The organism is Flavobacterium gillisiae (genome assembly GCF_900107635.1).
Classification (GTDB): Bacteria; Bacteroidota; Bacteroidia; order Flavobacteriales; family Flavobacteriaceae; genus Flavobacterium; species Flavobacterium gillisiae.
In genome coordinates, this window is record NZ_FNRD01000007.1 from 1 (window position 1) to 20,953 (window position 20,953).

Genomic DNA, 20,953 nt, shown 5'->3' on the forward strand with positions numbered 1-20,953 from the left:
TTTTAAACTGAACAAACTTTTTGTATTATTGTAATATCTTTCAAAGTGGCACCATTTCAACCGAAATGGGTGGCACGGTCCGACCGAAATACCCAACCGCAATTAGTTGCTAATTGTAAGAATATTGTTTTAATGTAAAATTCAATATCTGAGTCGATGTATTTAATCAATTTCGAAGCACCTGAATTTTTAATAGTAGTGTAATTTGCTGTTTTTAGTAATTCTATATCAACACTTTTTTGAGAATAACGAGTTACAAATAGCTCAATCATTTTCTCATTAATTTCATAATTGTTATTTTGATAAATGAAATCAAAAATAAATTTTGCGCCTTCATTATCAATATTTTTGAATTTTATATTAGTTTCTAAAATAAATTCAGTCATTTTTTTATCGTTATTGGTAAAGACTTTTAAACTTTCTATTTCAGAAATATAATTTGATATATTATTTCTAATATCTAAGTTTAGTATTGTTGGAATATCTAATGTAGAAAATATTAAATTCAAATAATTTACAGTCTTCTCATCTGAAAAATTTGACCATACTTCTTCCCAAATATTTTGATTAGGGTTTTTCCAATGTTTACAAAGTGCTTTGAGAAAAGGTTGTTGGTTTTGGCTGATTGTATAAATTAAATATTCATCTATAAAATTAATAGGCTTGTGTATTTTAGTACTTAATAATGTAATGATTTGAGATAATTCTTTTTCTGTATCTTTTCTTTCTAACATATAATCTAAAAGAGAAAAATTTAGTATTTCTTCTCTACTAAAATCTGATTCTACAATATCAGAAAATAAATTTCCTATCTCTTGTAATTTAAAATTATAAGGCAATGGCTTATTGTTAGTGAAGCTCTTTAAAAAATCGTTATCTTCTTTGGTAATTGATCCAGGGTAGAAGTGCGAAATATAGTGAGAATAGCTATCGTCGATATGACCATAACGTATGAGATAATTAATTAATTCAATATTTTGGATTTTGTAATCGACTTTTTTTTCTTTTGTAATTATCATTTCTTTTCCGTCAATTTCCTCTTTTACTTTTATACTTTCTTTATATTTTAAACTACCCAAACATTTTTCAAAATATTCATCGTCTACAAGATCTTTTATTTTTTGAGTCCTAATTACTTCCTTTTCATTTTCAAGTTTTTCAATTTCCTTTCTAAATATATTTGATCTTTTTTCTTTTTTGTTTTGAATAATTTCTAACCGTTCATCATACGATCCAACCTCTAATTCCAATTTTTTAAAAGAAAGATTGCTACTATTTAATAAGTAATTTGAAGAATAAGAATTATAGGTGTAATAATTGATTTTTGTAAGTTGCGTAAATAAAATAAAATTAGATTCAATTAATAATTGACTAATTGTACATCGAATGTTATTAATATCAATACCAACAGCATTGTTATTTAAAAGTTCAAATGTTTTTATTATATACAATCTTTTTAACTCGTTTACATCTCTAAATATCTCATCCTCTGTACTAGTTATCTTAGTCCTTTCTTTTATGATTTTTTTGTCAATTGTATCAATTGAACTTTTTATAAGTTTATAGTAATCACTAAAAACGGTATAAACATAACCTTTTTGACTATTTAAATTGTCAAAATCTGTCGGCTCAACATTTTTGTAAATCATCATTGCCAAAAGTTTCCTTTTCTCTAAATCATTACCGATTATTGTTTTATATATTTTATATTCATTGTTAATCGAGATTAACGTTCTTTTATCTGATAAATAACGAGCAACTTGTTTGATAAAAGATTTTGGTATTCCATCTTTATTGATGTCTATTTTATCTAATAATTCAATACTAGAATTTGAATAATTAATAACGGGAATTACTGGAATAATAAAGTCAAAAAATTTAGCTCGTTCGTCTTCTTTGAAAGTATCATCTTGAACGGCATATATAAAAGTGATTTTCCTTTTAATTTTTATAGGGTCGTAATTGTTTATCAAATAGTTGATTTCACGTAGTTTTATGAATATTTCAGTATTTTTGAATCTATCCAAATCTTCAATAAAAATAACATTGAAAGAGTTTCTTTCGAAAAAATATAAAATTTCATCAATTTCATTTTCAAAATTAATACTTTTTTTATCATCTCCATTTTCGATTTCTGTATCTTGAAAACTAAATTTGGTAAATTTAAAATTTAAAATAAATCCCATTGTTTTATACAGCAAATACATAGTTCCACCTAAAAGATATAGTGTATAAAAGAGATTACAAATTTTAGAATAAAAATTAAGAGAAAAGTTTTTTGAAAATTCAATTAATAAGTTTGGTTTTGAAAAATATGCTAGTGAAATTAACCAGAGAAAAATAAAGAAGGCTTTTGTTTTTACATTTTTTTGATTAATAATTCGTTTAAATCTTGATTCAGGAATTTTGTCTTGCTCAACTTTATAAAACAGTTGTTTAAGGATACAATACTCAATCTCTTTTAGTTGGTGCTCTTTTTCATCAAAAGTTGCTAAAGAGATATTCAAGTATTTATTTTCTATGTGTTTGCTTTCAAATGTTTTTAATATTGAACTCTTACCGGAACCATATGGGCCTGTTAAAGCCACATTTTTAGTGTTTAGATTATCAATTGCGTATTTTATAATTTCGCTGTACTTGTCATCTTTGTCGTCCAGTGTTATAGGTGTGAAATCTTCAAAATTTTGAGAATTTGTAATTTTACTTTTTTGATTTAATTTTATATACCATTTATTAAATAGTTGAATGGCAAATAGTATTATGCTGATTAATGAATTTTTTAATGTCTCTTTAAGTTTCACTATACGCTTATTTATTTGGCTAATATGCACTAACTTATTTACTTCAGAAATTAATAAAACAAATACATTCATAATTATTCAATAGATTAGATTTATTTTTTCTTGAAAAAATCGCAGTGTAGCTTATTTTGTTATTTCTTCGTGATTTCTTCAAAATTACAAAATTACAACCAAAGATTTTTCTTTCTTTTTTAAAAGTAAATTTTAGATTTCTTTCGCTACCGCACAAATTCTCTCGTATAGCACATAAGGTTAAGCAATAGGATAAAAGTCACTGCGAGGAACGAAGCTGTCCCATAAAAAATGTAACTTAAAGCTAAAGAAATCTAAGGGTTGAGTTTTGTCGCGGTTATGCTTTGAGTGATTGCTTTCCTGCAAAATCGGGACAGGCTGTTCGTCGTAATGACAATTCGTAATACCGTTATTATGAAAATTACCCGTGATTAGTAGCCCTGATGGGAGCGGCATCTCCCGATTTAATAAAACAAGGCTTTTTAGCCGTAGTTTTTATTATTCGGGAATACAGCGGACAGCAGGAGGGGAAGTTCTTGAAAATGACTGTTGTCTTGCTCCTAAAAATTAAATAAATCAGCGAAATTTTCTATAGAAAACGAATTAGTCTGAAGACGTTTATGTTGGTAATTTTCTTAAAATTATTGTAACACATTTTGATTTCTACACTCTTATTATAAAAATGGATTATTTCTTATTTAAAATATAACTATGAAAAAAATTGTTTTAAGTGGTCTTGTACTTTGTTCTAGTTTGCTGGTTCAGGCGCAATCGATCGATAAATTGATTACTGTAAAGAAGGTAACCGAGATCGAGAAAGTACTTGCGGCTGATGATATGCAAGGACGCAGAGCCTTTACACCGGGAATTGATAAGGCTTCGGGATATATTGAATCGCAGTTCAAGAAAATAGGCTTACAAACCTTTAATGGCGCAAAAGATTACCGACAAGAATTTTCTATGACGGAATCCAAAAGGAAGAGTCTGGATATTCAAATTGACGGAAAAGCGATTGATGCGGGGTCGATGATTTCGTTTTCATACCAACCTCAAGTTTCTTTTACAGAGGATAGTCCTATTGCGGTAGTGAATATTAGAGCTGGAGATACTTTTGGTCCTAAGTTTTATGAGTATTACCAAAGTGATAAAAACTTATTGGTTTTGGTAGATGAGTCTTTTAGAAAGATACTTCCTAATATTCAACACATGGGGCAAATGGCGGCGACTCCTGGAAAAAATACGGTTGTGTTTGTTTTTGGACCTACTGAGGCGACGCATTTTTCGATTGAAGCGACTAATACGATTACAACCAATAAACTAAATAACGTGGTTGGGATGTTGAAAGGGAAAAGCAAACCTAATGAATATGTTGTGTTTTCAGGACATTACGACCACCTGGGCGTGGGTTCTCCCGCAGAAGGAGAGCAACACGATGCTACTGATTCTATTTATAATGGCGCCAATGATGATGCTGCAGGAACAACTGCCGTAATATTACTAGCGGAGTATTTTAAGAAAATGAATAACAACGAACGTTCCATAATTTTCACTGCTTTTGTAGCCGAAGAATTAGGTGGCTATGGTTCTAAGTATTTTTCGAAACAACTAGATCCAGCGCAAGTTATGGCGATGTTCAATCTTGAAATGATAGGAACAGAATCGAAATGGGGTAAAAATTCGGCTTATATTACTGGTTTTGAGAAATCAAGTATGGGAGAAATTCTTCAGGAAAACTTAGAAGGATCAGTTTTTAAATTTTATGCAGACCCTTATCCAGACCAACAATTGTTTTATAGATCTGACAATGCTACTTTGGCAAAGTTAGGAGTTCCGGCACATACGATTTCGACTTCAAAAATGGATAATGAACCGAATTATCATAAAGCAAGTGATGAAATTGAGACTTTAGATATGAACAACATGACCGAAATCATTAAGGCCATCGCGATTAGTTCGTCAACTATTGTAAGTGGAAAAGATACGCCTACGAGAGTGGATACGGCTAAGTTGAGGTAATAAAGAGTAAGCGGTACAACAAGCTGTATGCACCTCATAAACCATTAAGAGATTAAGAAAATTAAGCAATAGAACTTAATAAAACTTAATTTCTTAATGGTTTTTATTTTTTTGTAAAATAGAACTTGATTATTATTTAATATGTCTGTGCATACTTAATTTTCTAATTTTAAAAGGCATGTCGATTTTACAGAGTTTTACGGAATAATGATAACTGATCTGCAGAAATCTTTAAAATCTGCGTGCCATTTTTTTTAATCCTCAAAGCGGACAATTATATTATTTTAAATCTATTGATGATCCAGTTGGTAGATTGATTGCGAGTGTTTCTCGACTCCGCTCGAACGGACAATAGATTCATGTGGGAGATAGTATTTTATTATTAAGAAGCAGTAGAATACCATTTAATCTGCTAATTTTTGATTGTTTTATGATTCGTTTTTAAAACTTAACCAAGATCTACTTGTACTTTGTATTTATTCGAACTTACAATAGATTCAATTGATCCAAAAGTAGCGATACTTCTATGTTCTTCTCTTTCTTTTCGCAAAGCGATTTGCTTCAACGCATTTTGAAAACGGTTTACTTCTTTTATGTTGGTTAAAATAAGTCCAGGAACGGCAGCGTTTTTTCCGCTACTGTCTTTGGAAACCATGGTAAAATAAGAAGAATTACAATGATTGACAGTTCCTGTTTGAATATTTTCAGACTCAACACGAATACCCACAATCATAGAACTGTTTCCCACATAATTGACACTGGCTTTCATAGTTACCAATTCGCCTACTTCAATAGGTTTTAAGAAATTCACGGTATCTACAGAAGCTGTAACGCAATAATTCCCACAAAATTTAGAACCACAAGCAAAGGCAATCTGATCCATTAGAGATAAAATATAGCCGCCATGAATTTTCCCGCTAAAGTTGGTATGTGAAGGCAACATTAGTTCAGAAATTGTGATGTGTGACGCACTTACAGGTTTAAAAGTTGTATTCATGTTGTTATTGATTTATTATAATATAAGGGATTATGAACCACCAAAAATAAATGATTATTAACCATTTAGCTATTAAGAAAATTAAGAATTTTGACAAGATGAGATTAAAATTTCCAGATGATGTTCGAGCGTAATTATAAAGCGTAATAAAATCAACTCTTTAGAAACTAATTAGAGATTAATAAAATAAGCTTCTTTACTTAATGACTTTTAATTTCTTAATGGTTTTATTTTAAATGTTACGAAAGGATTACTTCCACTCTAAATTAAACAGCATCTAATTTCTCCCCTTTTAATTCGATGAAATTCGATTTTGGAGACTCACATAGAGAACAACAATAATTTTCGGGTAGATCTTGAAAAAGTACTCCTTTTTCAATTCCCTGAACAAGGTCTCCATATTCTGAGTTATAAACCGTAAGACAGTCTTGGCATTGGTGGACCTCTTGCTGTACTTTTTCTTTTATGGTCGTTGTGGCCGAATCCTCTTGTACTGAATTCCCTAATTCCTCAAAATATTTCTTACTTAATTCAATCAAAATAGTTGGCAATTCCAGTTTGTCGACATCTTGCGCATGAACAATATATTCTCTGCTGTTTGGGTCAAAATGTTTGGCGTATAATACATTAAAAGTGTCTCTGATTTTAATGGATTCTAAATCTTTAGGCAAGCCGTTTTTTTCGACCACAATAGAGGTGAAGTAATGCCCATCGCGATTGTATTCGGATATTCCAAAAGTAAGTCCATAGGTGCTAATGTCAAATTGGTCTAAGGTACGAACCAGAAATGTTTTGAGATTCAAAGCCCATTCTACGGCTACTGGTAAATGCCAGTTTAGTTCTAAAAGAGAATGTCTGATATTGATTCCTTTTTTACCTAAGAACTTCTCCCAATCTAGTTTTCGGTCTTTTGGGATCCCCTTTACGATAAATGATTTCCAAGGCGTGATACATATTTTACCTATTTTACATTCGAAGCATAAATCGCACATTTCTTTTAAAAACTCTAAATCATACAGGTTATTTCTCCAATACAAGCCTAGCCAATATTGATCAATCCCCAATCGGTTCATGCCTTCGTAATAAGGAAAAGGGTAGAAGGGAACGTTTAACGGTTTGTCTATAGTTCTGTTATTGGTGTCTAAAGCTTCGCTGACCAAACTAAAAAGCATGTCTATTCCGTGTGATTCTTCTCGAACCAATTTTTCGATTTCGTAATATATTTTCGAAATATCCCAGCTGTAGATTAAAACGGGATACACTTCCATGCGTTCCCAATTTGGCATTCTGATATATAAAAACCAATAGTCTTCATGCTCAGAAGCTATGAAGTTGATATGCCCTGTAAATAAAGGAACTAACTGCTGTTTGGGATCTGTGATATTGACTTTTAAATCGGGTTGCTCTTTAAATTGTTCTAATACATACAGGAATTTATTTCCCGTTAGCCAAGAGGTATTTCTAAAAATATCGGTCGAAACATAAGAAGACACAATGTTATTCCCGCTTTTTTCATCTGGAAAAACAAAGTGATGTTTGCTAGTTTTCTCGGGATCAATATTTTTAAACACTTTCGGAAAAATGATATCTTGTCTGGATCCAAAGGAAATACTATCTAAACCTTGGTCCGAAGCTAAATTTACAATATCACGTAATTCCCCCGGTGAAATAACGCCTCCTTTTACTATTAATCTTGTTAGTTCCATCTTTCTTTAGTTTACAGTGTTCAGTAAATTAGTGTTCAGTTATTGCTTATAAACTGACCACCGATCGCTGACCACTATTATTTACACTTAGCTAAAATTTCTTTTACTTCGGTTTTACAGCTTCCACAGCCTAATCCCGCACCTGTTGATTTACATAATTCGGTGAAATTAGTGGTTCCGCTTTTTATGGTTTCTTCAATGTTTCCGCTTCCCACTTGGCTACAAGAACAAACTAATCTTCCCAGAACTGGTTTAGCACTTGAGGTTCCTCGAAGTAGTAAATCTCTCTTATCAGATAATTCAATTTTGCTTTCGATCAAGTTTTTGAATTCTGGAAACTCATTTTTATCTCCCATCAAAATGGCTCCAACCAATAAATCGTTTTTGACGATACATTTTTTGTAATAGCGTTTCTTTAAATCCGAGAATACTATTTCCTCATAAGAATCGTCATTTTCAGGAATCTCCACTTGGCCAATGCTACAAAGATTGATGTCTTCAAGTTTTAGAATATTCATCAAAACCGAACCTCGATAAAAACTGCTGATATCACCACCCAAATAGTTGGCTAGTACATCCGCTTGTTCCTCGGCTGCTGAGGTGATTCCGAATAATTGATTATTGTACTCGGCTATTTCTCCAATGGCATATATGTTTGGATTTGAAGATTGCAAATATTGGTTTACCTTAACACCGCGACCGCAGGAAATACCAGCTTCTTTGGCAATTTCTATATTCGGAATGGTTCCAATGGTATAAACGATGGCGTTAGCGGTTATGATTCGGCCACTTTTTAAACCAATTTCAATTTCGTTTTGATTATCAGTTTCGAATACCGTACTCACTTCATTGTCAAAATAGATTTGGATATCTCGGAGTTGTACTTCTTCGGCCAATAATTTACTCGAAATACGATCCAGTTGACGTTCCATTAAACGGGAAGCGCGCTGAATAATCGTGATTTTTACTTTTTTATGTTTTAGTGCTGCGGCTAATTCTAATCCTAATAATCCACCGCCTACAATGACCACATGTTGTTCGTCTGGAGCTAAATTGGTATTGTCTAAGTAATTTTTAAGTCGGTCCGCATCTTCTTTTTTTCGAATAGTAAAACGTCCCGGTAAATGTAATTGTGCGTTTTCAGGAACAAAAGGCCTGCTTCCAGTAGCCAATATCAAAGAGTCGAAAGTATGGACAACGCCATCACTGCCCAGAATTGTATTTTCCGTCGTATTTATAGCATCAATAGAAACTCCCGTTTTCATAGTAATATTTAACTTCTTTAACGAGTCTTCCTTTATTTTTAAAAGTTGTTCCCAGGAAAGTTCAGCCGTGACATATTCTGGCAATAAAACCCTATTGTAAAACGGGTTTTCTTCATTCGAAAATACAATAATTTCATCAGTTGTATTGATTTCTCTATAGTTTTGGATGAATCGGAACGCTGCTGCTCCGGCGCCAACGACCGCAATTTTTTGAAATGGTTTTACGTATTTTGCTACAGAAACAATGGTATATTTAAAATCGGGTTCTTTAGAGATGGGATCAACTATTGTATTAGTAACATTATTGGTTCGGTTTAAATCATTGTCGAGTTGTTTTCCCCAGTGCATTGGTAGGAAAACAACTCCTTCTTTTATCAAGTCGGTTACTTTTGCTTTTACACGCACATTTCCTTTTGTGCTGGTTACAACAACAATATCCCCATTTTTTATAGAAGATTTATAGGCATCAATAGGATTTATTTCAAGAAACGGGCTCGGGATATGCGTCATCAATCGAGACACTTTTCCAGTTTTTGTCATCGTATGCCATTGATCTCTTATTCGTCCTGTGGTAAGAATAAACGGGAATTGATCGTTCGGTTCTTCAGATGTGTTTTCTAATGCGGTTGGGATATTAAAAATTGCTTTTTGCGAAGGCGTATAAAATTTTTTGTCGGTAAATAAACGCGGCGTTCCAGGATGTCCATAATCAGGAACGGGCCATTGAAAAGTACCTTCGTTTTTTAATCGATTATAATTTAAATAAGAAATATCCATATTCGTGTTTCTTGTCATCTGACAATATTCCTTATAAACTTCTTCGGTGTTATTGAAATTGAAACCGTTGAAATTCATTTTTTTAGCAAAACGCAACAGAATTTCCACATCCGAAAGTGCTTCTCCAGGAGCGTTGATTCCTTTTGGCAAATAAGAGATCCTTCGTTCCGAATTGGTCATAGTGCCTTCCTTTTCTAACCAACCCGCTGCGGGTAATAATAAATCAGCATGTTTAGCAGTATCGGCATTATGAGATATTTCTTGAACGACAACAAATTTGGCATTTTTTAAGGCTTTTTCCACTCTTCTAGAATCAGGTAAACTGACTAAAGGATTGGTGCAAATTATCCAAATCGCTTTCATTTTTCCAGATTCAAGAGCACCAAACATTTCAGTAGCCGTAAGTCCTGGTTTTTCTGAAATTTCGTCTACGCCCCAAAAATCAGCTACTTCTCGACGATGCTCCGGATTAGCCAAATCCTTGTGAACGGCTAGTAAGTTGGCCATTCCGCCTACTTCTCGTCCGCCCATAGCGTTGGGTTGTCCTGTCAAAGAAAAAGGCCCAGATCCAGGTTTTCCTACATGACCGGTTAGTAACGACAAATTAAGTAGAGCCGTGTTTTTATCTACACCAACCGCACTTTGATTCAAACCCATTGCCCAAAGGGACATAAACCCCTCTGACTTTCCAATCATATCAACAGCCAATTCAATTTGGCTTATCGGAATACCGCACATTTTTGACGCTTTATCTAACGAAGTAGCAAGAACAAGGTCTTTGTATAAGTTATAATTTTCGGTATGTTTTTTAATAAATTCGATATCGCTATAGCCTTTTTCGATTATTCTTTTTGCCATAGCATGGTAGAGAATAATGTCGGTTCCAGGAGTAATTTGTAAATGTAAGTCGGCAGCAACAGCGGTATCCGTTTTTCGAGGATCGATAACAATTACTTTTACTTTTGGATTTTTTTCTTTGTGTTGCTCCAGTCTTCTAAATAAAATTGGGTGACACCAAGCTGGATTAGCACCAGTAATTAAAAAAGTATCTGCCAGTTCAATATCATCATAAGCAATAGGAACGGAGTCTTCTCCAAATGTTTTCTTGTATCCCACAACTGCTGAACTCATGCATAGGCGAGAGTTGGTATCGATATTGTTCGTTTTTAGAAAACCTTTTACCAGTTTGTTTACTAAGTAGTATTCTTCAGTAAGGCATTGTCCAGAAACATAAAAACCCACACTATCAGGGCCGTGTTTTTTTATAATAGATGAAAAAACGGCTGCAGCTCTATCTAAAGCGGTATCCCAACTCACGCGTTCCATAGGATGTGATTTGCTCCAACGCATTTCAGGATACAGAATTCTGTCTGAAGTATCATTGGCTACATAATGCAGGTTCATTCCTTTAGAACAGAGCATTCCTCTATTCACAGGATGGTCTTTATCTCCTTTTATGGTTACGCCATTTTTAGCATCATTGGTAACTATAATTCCGCAACCAACTCCACAATAGGAACAGGTAGTTTTGATTTCTGAATTTTGCATTATTTCATTTCTTTATTAATAATAAAGTTGGTTTTTAGTTTTATCTAAACCAAGAACCTTTGAAACAAAATTAAGTATAAATACGTAAAAATACGTATTTATGATTTTTTATTCTGCAGTTTTATTAATATGAACTGTGAGGGGTTTGTAGAAATGGAATTTATAAGGATGTGGTAATTAAAGGAGGGGAATGATGAGTTTTCCTCAAACTTGTACTATTTGTATCTAGAAATTATAATTTTCTTTTTTGCTTGATCAAAAAAGAAACAAAAAAATCAAGTCTGAGCGCATCCTCGTCGGTCAAATAAGTTTTCGAATGCTAAAAGAAAATAACTCGCTACGCTCAAACAGATTTTCTTTTTACGCATTCCTCAAACATTTGACGCTCGACTGCGAATGCTAAGGACGTTTGAATCTCGGATGAAATAAGTTTTTTTAGAAAAAACAGGAATATCGAGCTGACATTATTTAAATAAATGAGAGACAGAAAGAATACTTTTAATTCAAAACTTCAGTACTTCTAAAACAACGCTCCGTACCAAGATAAAGCGGATCACCGTGTTTTTCAGACCAAAAGCCATCTAGTAAATCTTTAGTTATACAGCGATAAACGACAACACCTTTAAATATTTCATCATTTTCTCCTTCGTAATTAAAATTAATAACGAGAATATTGTCTCTAAAAAAACCTGTGCCTTTTTGTACTTGTTCGTTATTGATAAACCACTTGGCCGTAATTCTGTCGTTGGTATCAACTGCTAAAGTAAGTGTGCCTTTATAGTTGTTTTCTTCGGCATCTTGATTGCTTCCTACAATATTGAAGGTTCCTATTAAGTCTTTGATATTCATGTCAATTTGATATTTTTTTGGTTTTATAAAAGCGGTACAAGTGTACTGATTTCTTGATTAATTTGAAACAGTAAGAAGACTTTCGTTCTTAGCTATATCTAGAATACTTAAAATCTAAAATTATTATTGTATATTTACAATGATATAAACGTAATATTACAATTATGAATATAAAAACAACATCAAAAAATATAGCTAACAAGAAGGCTACAATTCTAAAAGTATCTAAAGAAGTAGTGAAACCAGCTAGTCACGTTAAATTTTCACCGTCTTGGGTCGTTAAGTATGGTAAAGACGCACCGGGTTATAAAATGGAATTAATAATTCGTATCAGAGAGGGTGTAAAAAAAGCAGAGTGGAAGGAATTAATAGAATATACTGGTTCTACGGAAAAAGAGTTTGAGGATATATTACCAGCTTCTATTAGTAGTATGCAAAAGAAAACTGTTTATGGAAAGGAAACGTCAGAACGAATCTACGAATTGGCAAGGCTATTTGGATTGGGTTATGATGTATTTGATTCTAAAGATGATTTTAAGCAATGGTTAAAAACTCCGTCAAAGTCTCTTGGTAATAAAATTCCTTTTGAATTGCTTGACAGTAGTTTTGGTTTTGAAATGGTCGAAAATGAGATTGTAAGAATTCAATACAACGTTTATAGCTAATGGTTGTGTATAGGATTGCTAATGTTAAGTATAAAGATTTAACACTGTCAGGAATAGGAGCTGAAAAAGTTGGAGGAAGATGGAACGAAGTGGGAACGCGTGCTGTTTATTGTTCAGAAAACATCTCTTTGGCACTACTAGAATATTACGTACACTCAGAAAATATTGCGTATTTACCCAAAGATATATTAGTAGCAAAAATTCAGTTCCCAGATGAATTTGTTATAGAGGAATTGAAAGAACTTCCGGAACGATGGAACCAATATCCTTATTCTTCTAAAACAACAGAAGTTTTTACAAAATTATCAAAAGACCGAAACGTATTCGCTTTACGCGTACCATCTACTATTGTTGGATTAGAATCAAATATTATCTTAAATCCGCTATACAAAGATTTTGGAAAAGTAGAAGTGATTGAATTTATCAAATTGCCAATAGACGAAAGGCTTAAAAAAGATAAACATAAATAAACTTAGTAATTAATAAAAGCACACACTTTACTTACTATACACTCATTTATAAGTTTAGGAAAGGAACGTTTTATTTATTGCAGCCTTAAAATAAATAGTACTAATAGTTCTTAAAAATCACAATCTTCTGCCCCAGACAGTAGCGGCAGCCCCGATTGAAAAACCGCTTTTTTACGGGAGTAGCAGAGCGACCGTAGGAAGCTCCTGCGACGACCTAGTAAAAAAAAGGTTTTGAGTGAGGGCTATAGCGAATGGCTGGAATAGGCACAATAAAACCAAATTAGTGCAGCGACTAATTCGGTTCTTTGAAATGAAATTGTCTTTTGTTAAAGCTAAAATTTATTGTTTTTTGGTCGAAAATATATTTGGATTAATGTTGATCATTAGCCATGCCCAGTTGTTTGTTTTGCTTGAGTCACCGCCTTTTAGTGCTTCAAGAGTGGTTGTACCAAACATTTGAGAATAACCTCCCACTACTAGAATATCTTTTGATACTTTATAAGCAGCAGTCAAGTCAAGCTCCGTTCCTAGGTAAGAATCTTGTTCGACAGTACTTACAATTACTTTGCTATGCGCATAGAAAAAATGAGGAGTAACAGATAATTTTACTTTTTTGATTGGAAATTCCAGTTTTAAATAAGCGTCTTGTAAACCTACATTGTTGCTATGATTTCCTACGTAGAAATAGTCCATAAAACCATTGAAAGCGTGGTTTGTTCCAAATAAAGGGATGAATGATTTTAGTTTAGTGCTTGTGTCATCTTGGTCTTTTCCTGAAAGGAATTCATATCCTAAAGTCGCTTTAAAATTTTCGGTTAGGGCATACCCTATATTGGATCCTGCGTAAAAAGCAGTTATATCATTTCCGGCACTTTTTCCTGATTGTCCGTAAAGTCCGAAGTCAAAATCCAATTTTTTTCCTTTATAGGTAAGATAAGTTCCGTAGGTTTGTTTGTAATCCACTTTTAACTCAGTTGGAGTTGCTGCAAATTCATATCCTGTGTTTAAGAATAAGAAACTAGCATTTATTGTACTTATTTTAGTGTGATACCAAGCATAGTGCATGTTTTTGTAATTTGTGGTGTAAGCGGTCGTTGGAGCTAATAAGTTCTCGGCGTTTGCGTTGTGTGCGACTCCTAAATCCAATTGATTTTTAGTGTCTTTATAGGTAAGCAGTACTGCATCATGACTTTGTCCTTGTTGAATCCAGTCTATTCCACCCATGATGCGCTGGTTATCATAATTCAATACTTGGCGACCTATGCGGGAACTCCATTTGTCAGTAAAACTATATTCAGCCCAAGCTTCGAAAACAGCTACTCCATTTTTAGCCGCTGTAGAAGTTGTAGCAACATCTCCCCAAACACTGATGTTTTGAAGTGCCAATTTTAATTTTAATTTGTCTTGCGTGAAGTTTAAATTCAAGCGCGAACGTTGTGATATAAAAGAAGCAGGGATGTCACCATCTTTTAAAAGACTTTTGTATCCATTACGGTATTCGAATCTTGGTCTAAGTTGGACGTTTGCCTCAAATTCTTGTGCGTAAGTGGTGCATCCTATTATAGCTAGGAAGGGAAAAAGGGTTTTTAGAATGTTCATAGTGATTGGTTTAGTTAATTTTTCATCGATTTTAATTTTGTAAAATAGCTTCGTAGTACTAATTCGCTGCACTGTAAATTCGTCTGTTTAGGACTAATTATCGGTTGAATTAGAGTACAGCCGAAAGGATCTATTTCGGTCAAAAATAGATTTAAAAATTGAATTAATAAGTATAAATACGTATTTAAAACACGTTAAAAACTACGTATTTGTTGCTTTTTGTGAATTTGAAAATGAAAGTGTTTATATTTAAAAAGATGATAATAGATATTGATAAAATATATCAAATTCGGATTCAATTAATGGAAGGTAAAAAGGCTAAAAAACGAGAAAACCTCTTTTAAAATGTTTTAAAAGAGGTTTTTAGAGTTATAGCAGAATAATCTTTATTGTAAGGGCTGTATCAACTTTTTCATATCATCAAATATTGGAAGGTCAAGTTTCAATTCGATGTGAGTAATTTTTCTGTTTTCGTGGTCAAATCTTCTTAATTCTGTGGCGTCAAAACCAGTTTTAATAAGTCAACTAATTTTTGAGTATTGTACACGATTAAATATGGTGTGAGGTATAATCTTTAGGTTTGTATGGCGTACTCATTTTCGATTGCTGTGTGCTTATATTATCGCTATCGTGTCGAATTAGGTTGATAATTAGAAATAGCAATTAATTATTCTTTTATAGTTCCTGCTTTTTTTTTGTCAACCATTTTCCGGTATTCTTCATAGAAATTTTTTCTATATGTTTTGTTTTTCTTAATCAAATCAGAAAAATAATCGATTAGGTTTTCTTTTTCTGATGAATCATCGGTTATTAAGTCAATATAGTTTTTATCAAATACCATAACCGACGCGTAAATGTGTTTCCATTCTTCCAATCCGGTTGTAAAAACATTATACTTTTTCCCATTCGAATACAAGTCAACATTTTCCCACAGTAGGATAGGAAGATTACTGTTGTTTGGATAAATTTCTTTATCCCATTTACCAAACTTATCAAACATAACTTTATGAGTATATAAGGCCAAAAAGACGCATTCAAATCTTATTTCGTTAAATTTTATAGTATCATTCTTTGAGATTGTCAAATACTTTTCAACAAGAATTTCAGTATAATTGGTTTTATAAATTTTGGGACACTTTTCTTGTTGAACTATCTTTTGTGCTGAAGAATACACACAAAAAATAAGGCTTACAATTATTAGAAAGTTTTGTTTCATTGTTTTAACAATTTTAGATAAAGTAATTTTAAGAAGCTTTCAGTTTACAGATCAGATAAACACATCGATTTAAAGATAATTAATAAAATGCTCCCGACTTATGGATTTTATAAAAGGATTTTTTTTTTTCGATTAGGCAAGATGGTAGGCCCAAGTAAACTTTACCCAATAGGGAGCGGTTCCATTCAATTGCAGTTCCGTTATTGGTTTTTCTCTTCCAGTGAGTCTTTAGCTTTGAGCTGTTTTTTTATTTTACAATTGGTGGGGGAGGTGGAGGAGTCACAATATTTTCGATATTCGAAAAGTGTATATATTCATCAGTTTTGACAAATTGTAATCTGCTTTGTAAATTTTCAACCCAATTTCCCAAAGCATTAATTTTTGATGGAGGAGTGCTTCCATGAATATAAATAGATTCGGTTTTTTCATTGCGGTTTATTATAAAAATTTGGGAGTTTCCATCTTCAATATATTTTTGGATATATGTAGGTTCGTATTTTTTGAAATTAAGTTTGTTAATTTTCTCTATCAGAGAGTCTTTGTCTTGTCTATTTAAAACTGCAATAAAATTTCCAACAGCTTCCTCTGGAAATCTTTTTTGCAAATACAAAGTATCACTTCCGTTAAATTTCAAGGAACTATTTTCTCTTAAATTAAAATTCACATAAATAAAATCTTTAAAATTTGGTTTCAATTTTATGTTTTCATTTTTGCACGAAATGAAGACAAGAATTGATAAGACGATTAATTTCTTCATTTTATTACGTTTGGGTTTAATTTTTCGAGCCAATAGCCGTTGGCTTGCGGTAACTTAGAGATTGTGTGGGCTTTGTAATCGCTAACTTGTCGGATGATCGAAAACACGAAAAAAACCTTAATCCCACTAATATTGTGTCTCGCCAAAGGTTGTTTGCAGAAGGCTATTTAATTATTATCTTTTTTGTTTCAATAAAGTTCTCAGTTGTTATTTTAATAAAATAAATACCACTATTTAATTTACTTAAGTCTACGAAGTCAGCGCTTTCAGGAATCACATTTAAAATATTTGCGCCTAATACATTATATATTTGAATAGTAATAAGTTGTGAATTATCAGATATAGATAAATTAATTTTTCCATTAGAAGGATTTGGAAAAATTTTCACTTTATCGGTTTGAATATTTTTAGAATTAAATTCTTCTGTTTGTAATAAATTTTGCGTGTTTGAATAATATAATTCGTTTCCTGATTCTTGACTAACCCCGTCGAACAATAAATTATCATTTAAGTTCATAATATCAGAAACTCCATAAAAGTTAGAAAAATTATTAGAATTTAGAATGTTGATTTGAAAATATTTTGAAGTTTGTGAAACGTTATCTACGTACCAAATTTTATCTGAGTAAAACTCTTTAATGAAAAATAAATTGTTTTGTATGCAAGTACAATTAGCAAAATAATTAGAGGCTCCAAGGGGTATAGCTTCAACAAGAGTAGTACCAGCTAATGTCCCATTTGTTTTCCAAAGCTCCATACCTGCGGTTTGGCCGCTTTGGCCTGTTGAGAAATAAACAAAATTCCCACATGATTTTAAGGAATTAAATGTGTTATAATTTGTAAAATTTGCAGTTGTAAGTGCTACAGTACCAGTAGGAGTACCATCAGATTTCATTAAAGTTGGCCCACTATCTGAAAAAACGGTAAAATATAAGTTGTTATTAAAAACAATATTTTTGTTGAATTGACCTAGACCAGTAATTAACCAAGAACCTAAAAAAGTTGTACCTGCTTGTGTTCCATCGGTAGACCATAAACTGTTATTGCCGTAACTCGAATTGTTTATATCAGTTTTAAAGAAAATCTTACCATTTGCTGAATTAATTATTTCAGGTCTGTAATCATAAGTTCCGCTTGATGGAATTGAGACTACTTTTATTGTTCCGTTTGTTGTTCCATCAGTTCTCCAAATTGCGTATCCTAGATTATCTTTACCAATAAAATATAAGTATCCATTTAAAATCGCATAGCAATTTTCATTCAAAGCAATGGCATGATCGTAAAATAAATTAGAACTGCTAACGCCATGTCCTCCACCTATAAATATATCTTTTAGAAGAAATGTGCCTTCTGCTGTTCCATCACTTCGCCATAATTCTTCACCATGAATTTGATCGTTTGCTTTAAAAAAAACAATGTCGTTAAGACTCATAAAAAGAGTATATTGTCCTATACTACTTGTACCTCCGGGAGCTATATCTTTTACTAGCGAAGTTCCTGATTCGGTACCATCTGTTTTAAAAAGCTCAAAACCAGAAGTACCATCGTTTGCTCTAAAAAAAACATTGTTGCCTGCTTTTGTAAATGATGGTCTATAATCATAATCATTATATAAGGAATTGTAGTTAGGGTTGATATCTTTAATCATTTTTGTGCCACTTATTGTTCCATCTGTTATGAAAGGTTCAATTCCATGAGAGCCATCTGAGCCAGCAAATATTAATTTATTATTAAAAGGAGTATAATCTCTATTCCCAACTCTACTTCCATTCTTATGGAATATATCACTAACTAATATTGTATTATTTAATGATCCGTCTGTTTTCAATAATTCTATGCCATTTAGATTATTTAATACTCCTTGAAAATAGATTGAATTATTAGATTCAATAAACGATAATTCAGTATAACTTGACTGTGCTAGATTTACTTCTTTTAATTGAGATGTTCCCTCTAATGTTCCCTCGCTTTTCCATAAAGTATTAAAACCAGTTACCCCATCTGTCGCAGAAAAGATAATAAAATTAGCTGTTGGAGTTAATTTTGAAATATTACTTGAAGCAATACCAACATTAATATCTTTAATAATTTTTGTTCCTTCGGAAGTTCCATCTGTACCCCATAATTCATTGCCATAAATAGTATTATCAGCAATGAAATACACTTTATTTTTAAATGTAATAAATTCTGAATTGTAGTTCCTGCTACTATAAGTTGTAAGTACATCCTTTAAAAAGACAGTTCCAATCGAGGTACCGTCGCTTTTCCATAGTTGATTTCCGTTTGAAGCAGTTGTTGCACCAAAAACAAAATAAGTGCTTGTTGCACTTGCAATCAGTGTATAGGATGAATTATTTGGCCCAAGATTGATGTCTTTTAAAAGTTGAGTTCCATCTGTTGTACCATCACTTTTCCATAATTCAAAACCAGTGGAGCCATTATTTGCAAAAAAGTAGAAATTATTATTAAAAACAATAAAATTATTACCAGGATTGATACTTGGATTTGTACTTGGATTTATATCTTTTAATATTTCTGTTCCAGAGTTTGTACCATCGCTTTTCCATAATTCAGTACCATTTATTCCGTTATTACATATGAAATACATATTATTATTAAAAACGAAAAAATCTGTTGGGTAGCTTGAATTGGGTCCAGAATTAATATCTTTCAAAAGCGTTGTTCCATTTGTTGTACCGTCACTAATCCATAATTCTTGACCATTAATATTGTCATTTGCACTAAAATAAATCATGCCATTTAAGACTTTTAATTTGCCAATTGAACTATCACCGGAGCTATTAATGTTTTTAATTAAAAAAGTTCCAGTTTCTGTTCCATCACTAGTCCAAAGTTCAATCCCATTTACTCCATCATTTGCAGTAAAGTACAATTGATCATTTATTGTCACAAAGTTGGAGTATTCTAAACCGCTTGCTGAGCCAACATAAATGTCTTTTGCTAAATTAGTTGTGTTAGTAATAGTATTGCTAACCCATAACTCTCTACCATGCAAACCGTCATCAGCTGAATAATATATTTTGGTAGTGCCTTTAGTTATGTTTTTCGGATTGCTATCGCCTGCAAAATTTATTTCCAATAATGTAGCGTCAATTTTTTGTGCTTCCAAATTAGTTGAAAATAGAATGAAAAATAAAATTGTTTTTAAAATTGTTTTCATTTATTATTTAGTTCGTTATTTTTAGTTTTATGTTTGGTCACTTTGAGATGACATGTGATTCGTAATCGTTAATTTTTTGGAGGAGCGAAAACATGATGCGAAGTGGTATTTTCATTAAATCACACATTATGTCAAAACTGATGTTCGTTACTGTTTTTGATTATACCTATTAATTTTTCAAGATTTTGTTTAGGCATTTTTACTGCCGATTCAATTTCTGATTTTCCATTTGAGATTACAAGAATTCCATTATCCTCTTACTCATATCCAACAGGTTTTATTGAATAAGTGACTTCATTTTTCTCAAGAGATTTTTTTCCATCTTTAAACCAACGGTAATTCGCTATATAAATTATTTCACTCTCATTGAATAATATTGTCTCTTCTCCATGACTATTCCATAAACTAATACGTAACAAATAAAATCCTATTAAATAAAATATTCCGAGTGCTAGAATTCCCCCAAAATTTATTCCGTTGCCTTGAATTATATTAAATACTATCCCAAATAATGGTAATGTAAAACATAGAAATGTAACTATGTATAGAACTAAACGAACTAAGAATGGTGCTTTTGAAACTTTAAGTTTCAATTGATTATTCTCGAATGAATATTGATTCATAATTTGCTTTTTGAAGGATTTTCCTTTGCAATAAATTCCGCAAACTTTTCATTCGCATTTTCTGGTATTATCATCTCATTTGCGTTTTTTCCGCAATAAGATAAGGTCAAAAAGATCATAAAAAGCGGATAATATTTCGTCATTTCTTAAATTGTTACTAGCAGTTGATCTCTTTATATATTATTTAGTCTACTAAAAAATCAAAACATTTGCCCATTTTAAAAGAAAAAGCATCACAATTGTAACTCCGCCACTGACTAATATGACGCCTTGCCAGTAAAAAGTTCTCGTTCCCCATAGTTTCCACATCTTTTTATTATATTCTTTCTTGAAATGGCCAATAGTAATCTTCCAAAAAAGAAAAGTGATTATTAAAAAAAGCGATATTGCTATTATCCAAATTTTTTCCATTTGTCAAATCTTTGGTTTATATGTTTTTAATTGGTACAAACGTTTGGCTCTTCATTGCTG

13 protein-coding genes are annotated in these 20,953 nt (G+C 32.1%); 3 read left to right on the forward strand and 10 right to left on the reverse strand.

The features are described from left to right. Nucleotides 1-56: 56 nt before the first annotated feature. A complete protein-coding gene (locus BLV35_RS10505; RefSeq protein WP_091089309.1) occupies nt 57-2,873 on the reverse strand; it encodes a YobI family P-loop NTPase in 2,817 nt (938 codons plus the stop codon). Between the two features lie 651 nt (nt 2,874-3,524). On the opposite strand from BLV35_RS10505, the gene BLV35_RS10510 reads away from it, so the two are divergent. Beyond that, nucleotides 3,525-4,829: a M28 family peptidase gene (locus BLV35_RS10510; protein ID WP_091089312.1), complete on the forward strand. Its 1,305-nt coding sequence runs from the start codon at nt 3,525-3,527 to the stop codon at nt 4,827-4,829. A 448-nt stretch (nt 4,830-5,277) separates the two neighbouring features. Here BLV35_RS10510 and BLV35_RS10515 read toward each other — a convergent pair whose 3' ends face one another. From BLV35_RS10515 to BLV35_RS10530, 4 genes are all read right to left on the reverse strand, one after another. Next, entirely contained in the window at nt 5,278-5,826 is a 549-nt protein-coding gene (locus BLV35_RS10515) for an acyl-CoA thioesterase (protein ID WP_091089316.1), read from the reverse strand. Between the two features lie 266 nt (nt 5,827-6,092). Beyond that, nucleotides 6,093-7,532 (reverse strand): rubredoxin, encoded by a 1,440-nt coding sequence (locus tag BLV35_RS10520; protein WP_091089319.1) that lies wholly within the window; start codon nt 7,530-7,532, stop codon nt 6,093-6,095. Nucleotides 7,533-7,609: 77 nt separating this feature from the next. Then, nucleotides 7,610-11,122: a nitrate reductase gene (locus BLV35_RS10525; protein ID WP_091089322.1), complete on the reverse strand. Its 3,513-nt coding sequence runs from the start codon at nt 11,120-11,122 to the stop codon at nt 7,610-7,612. 498 nt (nt 11,123-11,620) lie between these two features. After that, a complete protein-coding gene (locus tag BLV35_RS10530) occupies nt 11,621-11,971 on the reverse strand; it encodes a hypothetical protein (protein WP_091089325.1) in 351 nt (116 codons plus the stop codon). A gap of 164 nt (nt 11,972-12,135) precedes the next feature. Between BLV35_RS10530 and parS the strand changes: the two genes are divergently transcribed. Both parS and BLV35_RS10540 read left to right on the forward strand, forming a co-directional pair. Next, the gene (gene parS / locus BLV35_RS10535; protein WP_091089328.1) at nt 12,136-12,636 is read left to right on the forward strand and encodes a type II RES/Xre toxin-antitoxin system antitoxin; all 501 of its coding nucleotides are present in this window, start codon (nt 12,136-12,138) and stop codon (nt 12,634-12,636) included. Next, on the forward strand, nt 12,636-13,106 hold the full coding sequence (locus BLV35_RS10540) for an RES family NAD+ phosphorylase (protein WP_091089332.1): 471 nt from the start codon (nt 12,636-12,638) through the stop codon (nt 13,104-13,106). The genes parS and BLV35_RS10540 overlap by 1 nt, the downstream gene beginning before the upstream one ends. A gap of 339 nt (nt 13,107-13,445) precedes the next feature. Here the strand turns inward: BLV35_RS10540 and BLV35_RS10545 are convergent, their stop codons facing one another. From BLV35_RS10545 to BLV35_RS10565, 5 genes are all read right to left on the reverse strand, one after another. Beyond that, the gene (locus BLV35_RS10545; protein ID WP_091090056.1) at nt 13,446-14,705 is read right to left on the reverse strand and encodes an alginate export family protein; all 1,260 of its coding nucleotides are present in this window, start codon (nt 14,703-14,705) and stop codon (nt 13,446-13,448) included. A 667-nt stretch (nt 14,706-15,372) separates the two neighbouring features. After that, the gene (locus tag BLV35_RS10550; RefSeq protein ID WP_091089336.1) at nt 15,373-15,921 is read right to left on the reverse strand and encodes a hypothetical protein; all 549 of its coding nucleotides are present in this window, start codon (nt 15,919-15,921) and stop codon (nt 15,373-15,375) included. 247 nt (nt 15,922-16,168) lie between these two features. Next, entirely contained in the window at nt 16,169-16,678 is a 510-nt protein-coding gene (locus BLV35_RS10555; protein ID WP_091089340.1) for a hypothetical protein, read from the reverse strand. A gap of 163 nt (nt 16,679-16,841) precedes the next feature. After that, complete coding sequence (locus BLV35_RS10560) at nt 16,842-19,859, reverse strand: ELWxxDGT repeat protein (protein ID WP_091089343.1); 3,018 nt, start codon at nt 19,857-19,859, stop codon at nt 16,842-16,844. Nucleotides 19,860-20,116: 257 nt separating this feature from the next. Then, nucleotides 20,117-20,482: a hypothetical protein gene (locus BLV35_RS10565; protein ID WP_091089346.1), complete on the reverse strand. Its 366-nt coding sequence runs from the start codon at nt 20,480-20,482 to the stop codon at nt 20,117-20,119. Between the last annotated feature and the right edge of the window lie 471 nt (nt 20,483-20,953).